This is a genomic window from Geodermatophilus sp. SYSU D00703 (genome assembly GCF_054050155.1).
The window spans coordinates 128,601-142,077 of the sequence record NZ_JBJGYU010000011.1 but is presented as its reverse complement, the minus strand read 5'-3'; the positions used below and the strand labels follow the sequence as shown (position 1 = coordinate 142,077).

General features: G+C 75.0%; 13 protein-coding genes. 2 read left to right on the top strand and 11 right to left on the bottom strand.

Annotated elements, in window-relative coordinates:
- Positions 1-107 precede the first annotated feature (107 nt).
- On the bottom strand, positions 108-950 hold the full coding sequence (locus tag ACI782_RS13315; RefSeq protein ID WP_456909888.1) for a serine/threonine-protein kinase: 843 nt from the start codon (positions 948-950) through the stop codon (positions 108-110).
- Between the two features lie 255 nt (positions 951-1,205).
- On the opposite strand from ACI782_RS13315, the gene ACI782_RS13310 reads away from it, so the two are divergent.
- Positions 1,206-3,260, top strand: a complete 2,055-nt coding sequence (locus ACI782_RS13310) for a cation:proton antiporter (RefSeq protein ID WP_456909886.1) — start codon at positions 1,206-1,208, stop codon at positions 3,258-3,260.
- Between the two features lie 36 nt (positions 3,261-3,296).
- On the opposite strand, the gene ACI782_RS13305 is transcribed toward ACI782_RS13310, so the two are convergent.
- From ACI782_RS13305 to era, 6 genes are all read right to left on the bottom strand, one after another.
- Positions 3,297-4,778: an FHA domain-containing protein gene (locus ACI782_RS13305; RefSeq protein ID WP_456909884.1), complete on the bottom strand. Its 1,482-nt coding sequence runs from the start codon at positions 4,776-4,778 to the stop codon at positions 3,297-3,299.
- Positions 4,778-5,209 (bottom strand): hypothetical protein, encoded by a 432-nt coding sequence (locus ACI782_RS13300; RefSeq protein WP_456909882.1) that lies wholly within the window; start codon positions 5,207-5,209, stop codon positions 4,778-4,780. Before ACI782_RS13300 ends, ACI782_RS13305 begins: the two co-directional genes overlap by 1 nt.
- A 38-nt stretch (positions 5,210-5,247) precedes the next feature.
- A complete protein-coding gene (locus ACI782_RS13295) occupies positions 5,248-6,789 on the bottom strand; it encodes a hypothetical protein (protein WP_456909880.1) in 1,542 nt (513 codons plus the stop codon).
- Between the two features lie 106 nt (positions 6,790-6,895).
- Positions 6,896-7,660 carry an isoprenyl transferase gene (locus tag ACI782_RS13290; protein ID WP_456909878.1) on the bottom strand — a complete coding sequence of 255 codons (765 nt, stop codon included), beginning with the start codon at positions 7,658-7,660 and terminating at the stop codon, positions 6,896-6,898.
- The gene (gene recO, locus ACI782_RS13285) at positions 7,657-8,439 is read right to left on the bottom strand and encodes a DNA repair protein RecO (RefSeq protein WP_456909876.1); all 783 of its coding nucleotides are present in this window, start codon (positions 8,437-8,439) and stop codon (positions 7,657-7,659) included. The genes ACI782_RS13290 and recO overlap by 4 nt, the downstream gene beginning before the upstream one ends.
- A complete protein-coding gene (gene era / locus ACI782_RS13280) occupies positions 8,439-9,353 on the bottom strand; it encodes a GTPase Era (protein ID WP_456909874.1) in 915 nt (304 codons plus the stop codon). The genes recO and era overlap by 1 nt, the downstream gene beginning before the upstream one ends.
- Before the next feature lie 76 nt (positions 9,354-9,429).
- Between era and ACI782_RS13275 the strand changes: the two genes are divergently transcribed.
- Complete coding sequence (locus ACI782_RS13275; RefSeq protein WP_456909872.1) at positions 9,430-10,026, top strand: hypothetical protein; 597 nt, start codon at positions 9,430-9,432, stop codon at positions 10,024-10,026.
- A 13-nt stretch (positions 10,027-10,039) separates the two neighbouring features.
- Here ACI782_RS13275 and ACI782_RS13270 read toward each other — a convergent pair whose 3' ends face one another.
- Genes ACI782_RS13270 through ACI782_RS13255 form a run of 4 tightly spaced genes read right to left on the bottom strand, consistent with a single transcriptional unit; the run spans position 10,040 to position 13,397 of the window.
- Positions 10,040-10,384, bottom strand: coding sequence for a cytidine deaminase (locus ACI782_RS13270; RefSeq protein WP_456909870.1), 345 nt, complete (start codon positions 10,382-10,384; stop codon positions 10,040-10,042).
- 6 nt (positions 10,385-10,390) lie between these two features.
- On the bottom strand, positions 10,391-11,731 hold the full coding sequence (locus ACI782_RS13265; RefSeq protein ID WP_456909868.1) for a hemolysin family protein: 1,341 nt from the start codon (positions 11,729-11,731) through the stop codon (positions 10,391-10,393).
- Positions 11,728-12,231 (bottom strand): rRNA maturation RNase YbeY, encoded by a 504-nt coding sequence (gene ybeY, locus ACI782_RS13260; protein WP_456909866.1) that lies wholly within the window; start codon positions 12,229-12,231, stop codon positions 11,728-11,730. The genes ACI782_RS13265 and ybeY overlap by 4 nt, the downstream gene beginning before the upstream one ends.
- A gap of 5 nt (positions 12,232-12,236) precedes the next feature.
- Complete coding sequence (locus ACI782_RS13255; protein WP_456909864.1) at positions 12,237-13,397, bottom strand: PhoH family protein; 1,161 nt, start codon at positions 13,395-13,397, stop codon at positions 12,237-12,239.
- Positions 13,398-13,477: the final 80 nt, after the last annotated feature.

Genomic DNA, 13,477 nt, shown 5'->3' with positions numbered 1-13,477 from the left:
CCCCCCCCCCCCCCCCCCCCCCCCCCCCCCCCCCCCCCCCCCCCCCCCCCCCCCCCCCCCCCCCCCCCCCCCCCCCCCCCCCCCCCCCCCCCCCCCCCCACGACCGGTCAGGCCGAGGCGGCGAGGGCGGCCCGGGAGAGCGCGTCGATCCGCTCGGCCACCTGCCAGGCGGTCGCCGGCCGCTGCCCGACCGGGGCGAGGCAGTCGCGCACCAGCGCCTCCTCCTCCGGCGCCATGCCCGGGGCGATCCGCGGCTCGGCGCTCATCACCTTGCGGATGGCCAGCAGCGGCTCGCTGTCGGGCAGCTCGCCGTAGAGCCCGTTGCCGGTGAGCGCCCGGTGCAGCGTCGCGCCGACCGCGAACACCTCGGTGGCGCGGGAGGGCCGCTCGCCGCGCAGCAGGGCCGGGTCGAGGAACTCCACCGAGGAGGCGCTGGCCATCCCGGTGAGCGTGACGCCCGGGGTCAGGAAGCGGGCGAGGCCGAGGTCGGAGAGCTTCCCGCCGTCCTCGGTGAGCAGGATGTTGCCCGGCTTGAGGTCGCCGTGGGTCAGGCCGGCCTCGTGCAGCGCGTGCAGCGCCTGGACGGCGTGGCCGATCGCCCGCAGCACCTCGGCGCGGCTCAGCGGGCGGGCCGGGGCGGCCAGCGAGCCCAGCGGGCAGTACTCCATGGCGTACAGGAAGCTGTCCTGCAGGACGGCGTCGTAGACCCGCACCAGGTACGGCGAGGTCACCTGGGCGAAGGCCCGCAGCTCCCGGACGCCGCGGTCGTAGGCCTGCTCGCTGTGGGTGCCGGTGAACACCTTCACCGCGACGTACTCGTCGGGCAGGCCGAGCCGCGCGGGCGGGCGGGCCAGGTAGAAGCGGCCGTTGTTGCCCTCGCCGAGCACCCGGATCACCTGGTAGTCAGCGATGGTCGCGGGCGCCGCGCCCACCAGGCCGACGGCATCCATCAGTGGTCCTCCCGGGAACGTGTCTGCCCGCGAGCGACCGCGGGTGCCGCGGTACCGGCGGCAGCAGCGGCCCAGTCTGCCGGGGCGCGCCGTCCGCCGGAACCCCGTCGGCCCCCGCGCACGCAGAGCCCCGCAGGTGACGGCGCCGCCGCTACCATCCGCGCCCGGCCCGCCCGCTGCCGGCGGCCCGCCCGGGTCCACCGGGCGACCCGTCGCCTCCCGGCCTGCGCAGGCCGGCCGCACCCCGGAGCGCCCGTGGCCCACAGCATCGCCGAGATCGTCGCGTTCGTATTCCTCGACCTCGCGGTGATCGTGGTCCTCGCGCGGCTGATCGGGCGGCTGGCCGTGCGGCTCGGCCAGCCCGCGGTGGTCGGCGAGATCATCGCCGGGATCCTGCTCGGCCCGACGCTGCTCGGTGCGCTGCCCGGCGACCTGGACACGCTGCTGTTCCCGCCGGACGTGCGGCCGTTCCTCGACGTGCTCGCCCAGCTCGGCCTGGTGCTGTTCATGTTCCTCGTGGGCCTCGAGGTCGACCTGTCGTTCATCCGCGGCCGGGAGCGGATCGCGGTCTCGGTGTCGCTGGCCTCGATCGTGCTGCCGTTCGGGCTCGGCTTCCTGCTCGCCGGGGTGCTGCACGACCGGCACGACGTCGTCGGCGGGGAGGAGGTCGGCTTCCTGGCCTTCGCGCTCTTCCTCGGCGTGGCCATGTCGATCACCGCGTTCCCGGTGCTGGCGCGGATCCTCGCCGAGCGCGGCATGCACAAGGTGCCCACCGGGGTGCTCAGCCTGGCCTGCGCCGCGGTGGACGACGTCCTCGCGTGGGCGCTGCTGGCGATCGTCGTCGCCGTGGTCGCCGCGACCTCGCTGGCCGGCGTGGCGCAGATCCTGGTGTTCTCCGCGGTGTTCGCCGCGGTCGCGTTCGGCGTCGTCCGCCCGCTGCTGAAGCGGCTGGTCGACCGCTTCGAGCGGTTCGGGCAGCTGACCCCGGACATGCTGGCGCTGGTGCTCGTCGGCATCCTGGCCAGCGCCTGGGTGACCGAGCAGATCGGCATCCACTTCATCTTCGGCGCGTTCGTCTTCGGCATCGTCATGCCGCGGCAGGGCGCGGCCGCGCTCACCCACGAGATCACCGACCGGCTCGAGCAGGTGAGCGTGCTGCTCCTGCTGCCGGTCTTCTTCGTCGTCACCGGGCTGGGGGTCGACGTCGGCGCGATCGGCCTCACCGGCCTCGGCGAGCTGGCCCTGATCCTGCTCGTCGCGATCGCCGGCAAGTTCCTCGGCGCGTTCGCCGCGGCCCGCACCCAGCGGGTGCCGCGCCGCCAGGCGACTGCGCTGGGCGTGCTGATGAACACCCGGGGATTGACCGAGCTGGTCATCCTCACCATCGGCGTCCAGCTGGGCGTGCTCGACGGCGAGGTGTTCACCCTGCTGGTGGTCATGGCCGTCGTCACGACGGTGATGACCGCGCCGCTGCTGCGCCTGGTCTACCCGCCGCGGGTGCTGGAGCGGGACATCGCCGCGGCGGAGAAGGCGGCCCTCGGGCTGGCCGACGCCTACACCGTGCTGGTCGTGGTCGAGGACCCGCAGCGCGACGTGCCCCTGGTGCACCTGGCCTGCGACCTGGTGGGCCGGGAGTCCCCGGCGCAGGTGGTGCTCACCCGGGTGGTCCGCCGCTCCCGGCCGAAGCCGGAGGTGGCCAGCGGGCTGGGCGCCGACCTCGCGCTGATCGCCTCGGCGGGCGTCGAGCTGCGCGACCTGGCCCGCGTCGTGGCGGCGCGCGGGCCGGCCGCCTCGGTGGCCTCCCGGTTCAGCGACGACCCGTGGTCCGACGTCACCGACGTGGCCACCAGCGCCGACGCCGACGTCGTGGTGGTCCCGGCCGGCTGGGCCGGTGGGGCGTCCGCGCCGGAGCGGCTGGCCGCGTCCGTGGTCGAGGTCGGCGGCGAGCTGGACGGCGCCGCGCCCGGGGCGCCGGTCGCGCTGGTGCAGGACGGCGGCCCCGACGGGCGCGCCGCCCTGCGGCTCGCCGCGCAGGCGGCCCTGGGGCGGTCGGTGCCGCTGCAGCTGCGCGCCGGCTCCGGCTGGCGGGCCGAGCGCCGGGCGACGGCGGTGGCCGAGGGCCTGCGGCGCGGCGGGGTCGAGGTCGTGGAGGACGACGGTCGAACGCCGCCCGCCCTGCTCGTGACCGCCGGGGACTCCCCCGCCGACCCGCTGACCCCGGTGCTGCGGGTGCACGCCGGCCCGGCCGACCGCGACCGGGACGTGGACGAGACGCTGGCCGGCATCAGCGCCGGCCCGTCGGGCAGCTGAACCGAGGGGCAGGAGTGGCCACTTCTGCCCCTCGACTCAGTAGCCGCCGTGCGGTGACTCGAAGGCGAACTGCCGGCTGCCCATCCGGACCGCCATCCCCGGCAGGAGCTGCACCGGCTGGCCGGGCACGAGCGAGGCCCACGCGGGGGCGCCGCGCGGCGCGACGAGGGTGCCGTTGGCCGAGCCGGTGTCGACGAGGACGACGTCCCAGCCCTCCAGCCGGATCTCCGCGTGCCGCCGGCTCACCCCGCCGGTCGCATCGACCACCAGCAGCGGGCGGAGCTGCCCCGAGCGCACCCGCTCGTCGGTCTCCGGCTCCCGGCCGAGCAGGTAGTCCGCGTCGAGGCTGACCGTCGCGCCGTTGTCGAAGACCAGCAGGCCCAGCGGCGGCCGCACGCCCTCGACGAGGACGCCGGTCTGCTGCGCCATCCGGACCCCGCACAGCGCGCAGAACTGCACCCGCGGGTCGTTGAGGTGGCCCCGCGCGCAGAGGAAGCCCTTGACCTTGGGGCGCGGGTCCTCCGGCTCCCTGGCCAGCGCGGCCGGGGGCTGCTCGGTGGACACGATCGGCAGCGGCGCGCGCGGGGGCTCCACCTCGTCGGGGTCGTGGGCCAGCAGCGACCGGGCGTGCAGCGGCGGGGGCAGCTCGACCGGCGGGGGGACGGCCTCCGGCTGCGGTGCGGCGGGCGCGTGCGGGTGCCCGGCGTGCGCGGGACCGGCGGAGGCGTGGTCGTGCGGGGCCGGGGCCGGCCGGACCAGCGCGGCCGGGGGCACCGGCGGGACCCCGGTGCCCGCGAGCGGCGGCATCTCCGCGCCGGTGGCCGGCGGAGACGGGGGCATCGGCGGGAGCCCGTCGGGCGCCGGCAGCCGCACCTGCGCGGTGGGCGGCGGGGCCTCCGGCAGCGATGTCCGCGCGGCGGCAGGGGCCGGGGAGAGCACGGCGGCCGCGCCCGGCACCGCGCCGCCCTCCAGGTCGGCCAGCGGGTGCGGGGCCGTGCCCAGCGGCCCGCCGGCGGACAGCCGCAGCGCGGCGGGGGGCCAGTCGACCAGCCGGTCGAGGAACGCCGTCCCGTCGGGCAGCCGCTCCCCGTCGGCCGGGGTCAGCCGCAGCCCGAGGTCGGGCACCTCGGCCACGCCCTCGCCGGCCAGCCCGATGGCCAGCCCCTCCTCGGTCGCGGCGGCCACGGCGAAGGAGGGCAGGCCGGACGCCGCCTGCAGCCAGGCGCGCAGCTCGTCGTGCAGCCGCCGTCCCGGGGCCCGGGTGCCGGCGGCCGACACCCGCCGGCACAGGTCGACCAGCTCACCGACCCGCCGGTCCCCGGCCGGGACCGGCGGGGCGGCCACCGGGGGCGCGCCCCAGCCGCCCAGCCGCGGCCCGGGCGGCGGTGCCGCGGCCGCGGTCTCGACGGCGACGACCAGCAGGATGCCCGGCAGCCGGACGACGAGGTCCTCCCCGGGCGCGACCGCGACGGCGACCTGGTCGAACGCGGGCACCGTGGCGGCGGAGCGGCCCGTCATCAGACGATCCTCCCGCCCCGGTTGCGCCAGTGGACGAAGGGCACGCGCAGCGGCCCGTTCGCCACCAGCCACACCACGAGCCAGGTCGTGACCAGGTGCAGCACGAAGGCGGGGCCGGGCACGCCGTCGAGCCAGGTGGCACCGCCGGCGACGAGGAACCAGACCAGCAGCCCCTCCGGCACGATCGTGACCAGCCCGAACAGCGTCGGCCAGTCCTTCTCCCACCGGAACTGCTGGAGGCCGTGGTAGACGAGCTCCCAGAGGACGCCGAGGACGGTGACCAGCAGCAGGACCGACAGGGTCGCCCCGTAGGAGGCGCCGACCGGTGCGCCGGTGGGCAGGACCGGCGTGACGAGCAGGGTCCAGAGCAGGCCGACGGTCAGCAGCAGGAGGACGCGGGTCTGGATGCGGCCGTTGAGCGTGGGGGTCACAGGGGGTCTCTCTCGGTCGTCGCGGCGGGGGCGGAGGGTCAGATCGGCGTGTTGCGGACCCACTTCCACCACTGGCTGGTCGACCGTCCCGGGGTCAGCCGGGCGCAGAAGCCCTGGCGGGCCAGGTCGTCGGAGATCTCCTGCGCCGCGACCAGCAGGCCCAGGAAGCTGTCCACGCCGGCGAAGTAGCCGCCCAGGGTCGCGCTGCCCGAGGCGTAGAGCTTGCCGCCGTTGCGGGTGCCGCGGACCTCGAAGTCCCGCTCGACGTCCAGCCGGCCCAGCGGGTTGCGCCGGGCGTTCGAGTGGTCGAGCAGGTCGGCCAGCACCCGGTGCTCCCGGATGTCGGCCTCCAGGCCGGTGCAGTCGATGACCGCGTCGAAGGTGCCGACGTGTGCGCCCTGGTCGGTGTCGGCCGTGACCTCGACCAGCTCCCCGGCCGGCCGCATGTCCCGGATGGTCCCGCGCACCACCCGGTACCAGCCCTGGGCCCGGCCGCGGGCCAGCTGTTCCTGCCAGTCCCTGCGCACGGGGGTGTTGGTGCCGCCCATCGTCTTGTAGAGGGCGGCGCGCTCCTCGCCCTCGAGCCGGGCCATCCGCACGCGCAGCTGCCCGCCCCAGGTCGCCTTGGGGCCGTTGAAGCCCTGGTAGGCCCAGCCGTCGGCGCCCTTGCGGCGCATGAAAAGGCTGGGGCCGTGCGGCTCGTCCACGTAGGTGCGGAACAGGTGCACGATCTGGGTGTCGAGGCCACGGCGGTCGCGGTCGTCGATCAGCCGCTGCAGCACCCGCGAGGCCACGATGCCCCCGCCGCGGACCAGCACCGTCCCGGGGCGGACGGAGAGCTTCTGGTAGACGTGCTCGTGCGGCTCGTAGGCGTTGACCACGCGCCCGTAGTCGTCGTACTCCGCGCGGTACCGCTGCAGGTCGGGGAGGAAGCGCAGGCCCGGGTAGCCGACGGCGAGGTGCACCCACTGGCTGCGGTAGGCGATCCGCCGCGTGGCGGTGGCGCCCTCCGGCGGGGTCAGGATCGTGAAGTAGCCGCCGCCGACCCGCCGCCGCACCATCCGGACCTGGCCGGGGACGACCATCTCCGGGTACCCGATCCGGTGCACCTCCTTCTCGATCGACTCGAAGACCTGCCCGGCCTTGGGCGTGTAGTAGGTGGCGAAGACCGGTTCGACCAGGACGTTCCAGGCCGCTCGCCAGTTGCCCTGCAGCGCCTCGCGGATCGCGTAGCCGGGGAAGCCCCAGATGTTGTCGGGGGTGCCCGTGGAGTCCGACCGCAGCCGCTCGCCGCGCGGGATCTGGGAGACGGCCGTGAGGTACTCGTAGCTCTGCCACGGGGTGCGCTGCGGCGTCAGCACCCGGATCGCCTCGGGCGGCACCCCGCAGATGCGCAGGTAGTCGACGAGGACGAACGAGCCGATGCCGCCGCCGACGGTCACCAGCGGGACGTCGACCACAGGGATGCCGTCGTCGGCGACCATCTGGTCGGTCCACAGGTCGGCGGCGATCAGGTGGTCGGTGAGGTCCCCGGGGAACCGGTGCTGGACGTGCTGGTCTGCGGTGGCGCGCTCGCTCACGGTGCGTGTTCCGTCCTCACTCCGGGGAGCCGCCACTGTCGGGGCGCCCCGCCACCGGTGTCAACGGGGTGGGTCCCCGCGGACGAAACCGTTGCGGACGACCCGGCTAGGCGGACCCGAAGCGGCGCTGGCGCGACGCGTACTCCTCGCAGGCGGACCACAGGTGCCGGCGGTCGAAGTCCGGCCACAGGGTGTCGAGGAAGACGAACTCGGCATAGGCGGACTGCCACAGCAGGAAGTTGCTGGTGCGGTTCTCCCCGGAGCTGCGGACGAACAGGTCGACGTCGGGCAGGTCGGGCTCGTCGAGGAAGCGGGCGACGGTCCGCTCGTCGACCTTGTCGGGGTCCAACCGGCCGGCGGCGGCCTCCCGGGCGATCGCGGCGGCGGCGTCGGCGATCTCGGCGCGTCCGCCGTAGTTGACGCACATGGTGAGGGTGAGGACGTCGTTGTCCCTCGTCAGCGCCTCGGCCACCTCCAGCTCCTTGATGACGCTGCGCCACAGCCGCGGACGGCGGCCGGCCCAGCGCACCCGGACCCCGAGCTCGTGCATCTCGTCACGGCGGCGGCGGATGACGTCGCGGTTGAAGCCCATGAGGAAGCGGACCTCGTCCGGGCTGCGCCGCCAGTTCTCCGTGGAGAAGGCGTAGGCGCTGATGGCGCCGATCCCCAGCTCGATGGCGCCCTCGACGCAGTCGAACAGCGAGGACTCCCCCGCCTCGTGGCCGGCGGTGCGCGGCAGCCCGCGCTGCTTGGCCCAGCGGCCGTTGCCGTCCATCACGATCGCGACGTGCCGCGGGACCTTGTCGGCCGGGAGCTCCGGCGGGCGGGCCCCGGACGGGTGCGGGTTCGGGGCCTTGACCTCACGCCTCACCGGTGCAGGCTCGCTTCCCGGCGGGGTGCGGACTCGCCCCGGTCGACCAGCGGCAGCGAGCGCAGGCCGCGCTCGAGGTGCCACTGCAGCAGCGCGGCGACCAGGCCGCTGCCCTCCCGGCGCGTGGTGCCCTGGCTGGCCTCGGCGGTCTCCCAGTCCCCGCTGAGCAGGGCGTCGAGCAGCTCGATGGTCACCGGGTTCGGCATCGCCGACCCGGCGGGCCGGCAGGGCGGGCAGACCATGCCCCCGGCGGGCACCGAGAAGTGCCGGTGCGGGCCCTCCTCGCCGCAGCGGGCGCAGCCGGAGAGGGCCGGCTCCCAGCCGGCCACCGACATGGCGCGCAGCAGGAAGGCGTCGAGCACCAGCCCGGCCGGGTGGCTGCGCTCGGAGAGCGCCCGCAGCGCGCCGATCACCAGGAGGAACAGCCGCAGCGAGGGTTCCTTCTCCTCGGCGGTGAGCCGGTCGGCGGTCTCCAGCACCGCGGTGCCGGCGGTGTAGGCCGGGTAGTCGCCGGCGATCGGCTGGCCGTAGGAGCGGATCGTCTCGGCCTGGCTGACGATGTCGAGGTTGCGCCCGGTGTAGAGCTGCAGGTCCACGTGGGTGAACGGCTCCAGCCGCGCGCCGAACTTGCTCTTGGTGCGGCGCACGCCCTTGGCCACCGCCCGCACCTTGCCGTGCCGGCGGGTGAGCACCGTGACGATCCGGTCGGCCTCGCCCAGCTTCTGGGTGCGCAGGACGACCCCCTCGTCGCGGTACAGCGACTTCGGTGTCGTGGACATCAGTACCCGAGCCTGTTCAGCTTCTTCGGGTCGTCCTGCCACTCCCCGAGCACGGTGACGTGCAGGTCGAGGTGCACGCGGGCGCCGAGCAGCGTCTCGATCCCCTGCCGCGCCTCGGTGCCGATCGCCCTGATGACCTCCCCGCCGCGGCCGAGCAGCATCGGCTTCTGGCTCGGGCGCTCGCAGTGCAGCAGCGCGTGCACCTCGACCAGCTCGCCGTCCGGCCGCTTCGGGTCGGGCCGGCGGGCCATCTCCTCCACCGTGACGGCGAGGGAGTGCGGCACCTCCTGGAACACCTTCTCCAGCGCGGCCTCGCGCACCAGCTCGGCGATCTGCCGCTCGACGTCCTCGTCGGTGGTCTGCTCCTCCGGGTAGAGCGGCGGGCCCTCGGGCAGCAGGCCGACCAGCAGGTCCTCGAGCAGCTCGACCTGGTCGCCGGCGACCGCGCTGACCGGCACGACCTCGGCGGCCTCGACCAGCTCGCTGGCGGCCACCAGCTGCTCGGCGACCTGCTTCCTGCTCGCGGCGTCGGTCTTGGTGACGACCACGACGACCGGCGCCGTGATCTCGCGCAGCTGCCGGGCGATGAACCGGTCGCCGGCGCCGACGGGCTGGTCGGCCGGCACGCAGAAGACCACCACGTCGACCTCGGACAGCGTGTCGCGGACGACGTCGTTGAGCCGGCGGCCGAGCAGGCTCTTGGGCTTGTGCAGCCCGGGGGTGTCGACGAGCACCAGCTGCCCGCCCGGCCGGTGGACGACGCCACGGATGGCGTGCCGCGTCGTCTGCGGGCGGTTGCTGACGATGCCGACCTTCTCGCCGACCAGCGCGTTCGTGAGCGTGGTCTTGCCGGCGTTGGGACGGCCCACCAGGCAGGCGAAGCCGCTGCGGTACGACTGGTCCGGCGAGGTCACCCGACCAGTCTCCCACCGCCGGACGACAGCCCCGGGACGCCGTGGCCGACGTCGCCCCGCCTGGGAGGATGCAGGTGTGGCGGGTCGGCGGCGGCGGGAGCAGGACGAGCCCCTCGCGGTGCGGGTGCTGCGGGAACGCCAGCGGCACGCCACCCAGGTCGGCGCGTACGGCTTCTTCCCCGGTCGCGGCCCGCGCCGGTCGGCCACGGTGGTGCCGGCGCCGCTGCGCTACTGGCAGTACGCCCCCGCCCGGCTGTGGCTGGTCGTGGCGGTGGTCCTCGGGGTCGGGCTCTGGCTCGGACTGGCCGCCTGGCAGGGCGGGGCCGCCGCCGTCGCGGGCGAGGTGCCGCTGGCCGCCGTCCTGGGGGTGGCGGTGCTCGTCCTGTCCACGACCCGGCTGACCGTCTCCGACGCCGGGCTCTCCACCGACGTCGCCGGGCTGCGGGCCACGTCGGCCCTGCACGTGGTCGCCCGCAGCGCCGTGCAGGAGGTCCGCCGCGGCGCGCCCCCGCGGGGCTGGCCGAAGGCCCGGCGCCGGGGCGGCTGGTGGCCGGGGCGCACGCGGGTCGCCGTCCGGCACCTGGCGGCCGACGGCACGACCGAGCAGTCCTTCACCGCGTGGGTGCGCGACCCCGAGGCGTTCGCCGAGGCCCTGGACCGGCCGCTGTCCTGACTGCGGCCGCTGGCTACGCCGTCGACCGGACGGCGCCGTCCGGGCCGGCGAGGAACACCGGGGCGGACGGTGTGAGGTCGTGGACGGCGGCCAGCCCTTCCTGCTCGACCGCGTCGGCGGACGAGACGACCGCCGCGGCCTCGAGCCCCTCCACCCCGCTGGAGACGGCGGCGGCGACGGCGGCCTGCAGCGCGGAGAGCCCGAGCGACGGGAGCGCCACGGTCGCCGCGACGTAGGTGCGCCCGTCGGTGTCCCGCACGGCCGCGCCCTCGGCGGCGCCGGTGCGGCCCCGGGCGGAGCGGGCGAGGGTGACGAGCTTGGCGTCCTCGGGCTGCAGCTGCTCTGCGGGGGAGCTCACGAGCGGTCAGCTTTCCACGGCCGCCGGCACGTCCGCCCGGGTGACCCCCGACTCCTCGGTCTCCTCCGGCTCGGGCTCGGGCACGCGGCAGACCAGGATCGTGTCGATCCGGTTGCGCCGTCCCCCGGTGCTCTCGGCCACCAGCCGCAGCCCGGCGACCTCCGCCTCCGAGCCCTCGATCGGCACCCGGCCGAGCTCGCGGGCGAGCAGGCCGCCGACGGTCTCCACGTCGTCGTCGCGCGGCAGCTCGACGTCGAACAGCTCGGCGAGGTCCTCGACGGGCAGCCGCGCGGTGATCCGCACCGCCCCGTCCTCCAGCTGCTCGACCGGCGGCCGCTGGAACGCGTCGTGCTCGTCGGCGATCTCGCCGACGATCTCCTCGAGGATGTCCTCGATCGTCACCAGCCCGGCGAAGCCGCCGTACTCGTCGACGACGATCGCGATGTGGATGCGCTGGGCCTGCATGTCCCGCAGCAGCTCGTCGACCGGCTTGGACTCCGGGACGAACGTCGGCGGGCGCATGATCTCCTCGACCCGGAGGCCGTTCTTCGGGTCGTGGGCGCCCTGCGTCCGGCGGATGAGGTCCTTGAGGTAGACGACCCCGACGACGTCGTCCACGTTCTCGCCGATGACGGGGATGCGGCTGAAGCCGCTGCGCATGGCCAGGGCGAGGGCCTGCCGGACGGTCTTGGTGCGCTCGATCCACACCACGTCGGTGCGCGGCACCATGACCTCGCGGGCGATCGTGTCGCCCAGCTCGAACACCGAGTGGATCATGTTGCGCTCGCCGGACTCCACGACGCCGCGCTCCTCGGCCATGTCGACCAGCTCCCGCAGCTCGACCTCGGAGGAGAACGGCCCGTCGCGATAGCCGCGGCCCGGGGTGATCATGTTGCCGACGAGGATCAGCAGGGTCGCCACCGGCCCCAGCACCCGGCCCAGCAGGCGCACCACGCCGGCGCTGGCCAGGGCGACGCCGTAGGCGTGCTGGCGGCCGAGGGTGCGCGGCCCGACGCCGACGAGCACGTAACTGACGACGGTCATGACGCCGGCCGCGGTGAGCACGGTCTGCCAGACCCCGCCCCACGTCCGGTACAGCACGACGGCGACCAGCACCGCGGCGACCATCTCGCAGGCGATCCGCAGCAGGAGCAGCAGCGCCACGTGGCGGGCGCGCTCGGCGACGACGTCGGCCAGCACACCGGCGCGCTTGACGCCGTCCCGCCGCATCTCGTCGACCCGCGCCTTGGAGACCCGCTGCAGAGCGGCGTCCATCGCGCCGAACAGGCCCGCGAGCGGGATGAGCAGGACGGCGATCACCAGGAGGGTGATCTCGCCGGAGGTCATCGCTGGTCCGGCCCCCGGTCGACGGCGTTCCCGGTCATCGGCGCCCGGGGTGCCGAGCGCCAGCCCTCCAGCAGCGAGGACTGCAGACCGAACATCTCCTTCTCCTCCTCGGGCTCCATGTGGTCGTAGCCCAGGATGTGGAGCACCCCGTGCGTGGCGAGCAGGATCAGCTCGTCGTCCATGGTGTGGCCGGCCGCGCGCGCCTGGCGGATGGCGACCTCGGGGCAGAGCACGACGTCCCCGAGCAGCGCCGGGCCGGGGTCGGGCTCGTCGGGACGGCCGGTGTCCAGCTCGTCCATGGGGAAGGCGAGGACGTCGGTCGGTCCCTTCTCCCCCATCCACCGCTCGTGCAGCGTGCTCATGTAGTCGGTGTCGACGCACAGCACCGACAGCTCGGCCATGGGGTTGACCCCCATCTCGGCGAGCACGTAGGTGCAGATCGCGGCGAGGGAGGACTCGTCGACGGCGATCTCGGACTCGTTGGCGACCTCGACGGGCATGCCGGTCAGCTCCCCTGCCGGCGCGGCCGGGACGGGCGCACCGGTGGTTGCTGCGGACCGGCCGGGGTGCTCCGGCTCTGCGCGGCGTCCCAGCGGTCGTAGGCGTCGACGATGTCGCCCACCAGACGGTGCCGGACGACGTCGGAGCTGGTCAGGTTCGCGAAGTGGACGTCCTCGATCCCGTCGAGGATCTCGCGGACGATCTTCAGCCCGCTCGGCGCACCGCCGGGGAGGTCGATCTGGGTGATGTCCCCGGTGACCACGATCTTGGACCCGAAGCCGAGCCGGGTGAGGAACATCTTCATCTGCTCGGCGGTGGTGTTCTGCGCCTCGTCGAGGATCACGAACGCGTCGTTCAACGTCCGGCCGCGCATGTAGGCCAGCGGCGCGACCTCGATCGTGCCGGACTGCATCAGCCGCGGGATGGACTCGGGGTCGACCATGTCGTGCAGCGCGTCGTACAGCGGCCGCAGGTAGGGGTCGATCTTCTCGCTCAGCGTGCCGGGCAGGTAGCCCAGCCGCTCGCCGGCCTCGACCGCCGGCCGGGTCAGGATGATCCGGTTGACCTGCTTGGTGTGCAGCGCCTGCACCGCCTTGGCCATCGCCAGGTAGGTCTTGCCGGTACCCGCTGGGCCGATGCCGAAGACGATGGTGTGGGCGTCGATCGCGTCGACGTAGCGCTTCTGGTTCAGCGTCTTGGGCCGGATCGTGCGGCCCCGCCGGCTGATGATGTCGAGGCTGAGGACGTCGGCCGGCCGCTCGGAGCCACCGGCGCGCAGCATGCCGATGACCCGGCGCACCGAGTCCGGGCGCAGCGTCTGGCCGGTGCCGATGAGGGCGATGAGCTCGTCGAACACGGCGACGGCGAAGGCGTTGTCGGCCGGCTGCCCGGTCACGGCGATCTCGTTGCCGCGCACGTGGACGTCGGTGTCGACCTCGTTCTCGACCAGCCGGAGCAGCTCGTCGCCGGTGCCGAGCAGGGCGACCATCGGGACCGAGTCGGGGACGGTGATCGTGGTCCGGACCGCGGCCGGGGCGGCGTCCCCCAGGCCGGGAACGGACGGGGCGGGCGCGCCGAGGTGGCCGTCCGCCGCTGCGGCCTGCGCCGAGGCCTCACGGGACGTGGGGGCACCCGGCACGGGGACGTTCGGGGAGGAGTCGGGCAAGAACCCTCGACCCTGCCTTCCTGCTACGGCGATGCGGACCCGTCGAGTCTACCCGTGGGAGGACCCCGGGAACCCCGCGT

Excerpts from the sequence above, each read along its gene's own strand:
- ACI782_RS13315 (WP_456909888.1), bottom strand. The coding sequence starts at position 950 with ATGGATGCCGTCGGCCTGGTGGGCGCGGCGCCCGCGACCATCGCTGAC.
- ACI782_RS13305 (WP_456909884.1), bottom strand. The coding sequence starts at position 4,778 with ATGACGGGCCGCTCCGCCGCCACGGTGCCCGCGTTCGACCAGGTCGCC.
- recO (WP_456909876.1), bottom strand. The coding sequence starts at position 8,439 with ATGTCCACGACACCGAAGTCGCTGTACCGCGACGAGGGGGTCGTCCTG.
- ACI782_RS13265 (WP_456909868.1), bottom strand. The coding sequence starts at position 11,731 with ATGACCTCCGGCGAGATCACCCTCCTGGTGATCGCCGTCCTGCTCATC.
- ybeY (WP_456909866.1), bottom strand. The coding sequence starts at position 12,231 with ATGCCCGTCGAGGTCGCCAACGAGTCCGAGATCGCCGTCGACGAGTCC.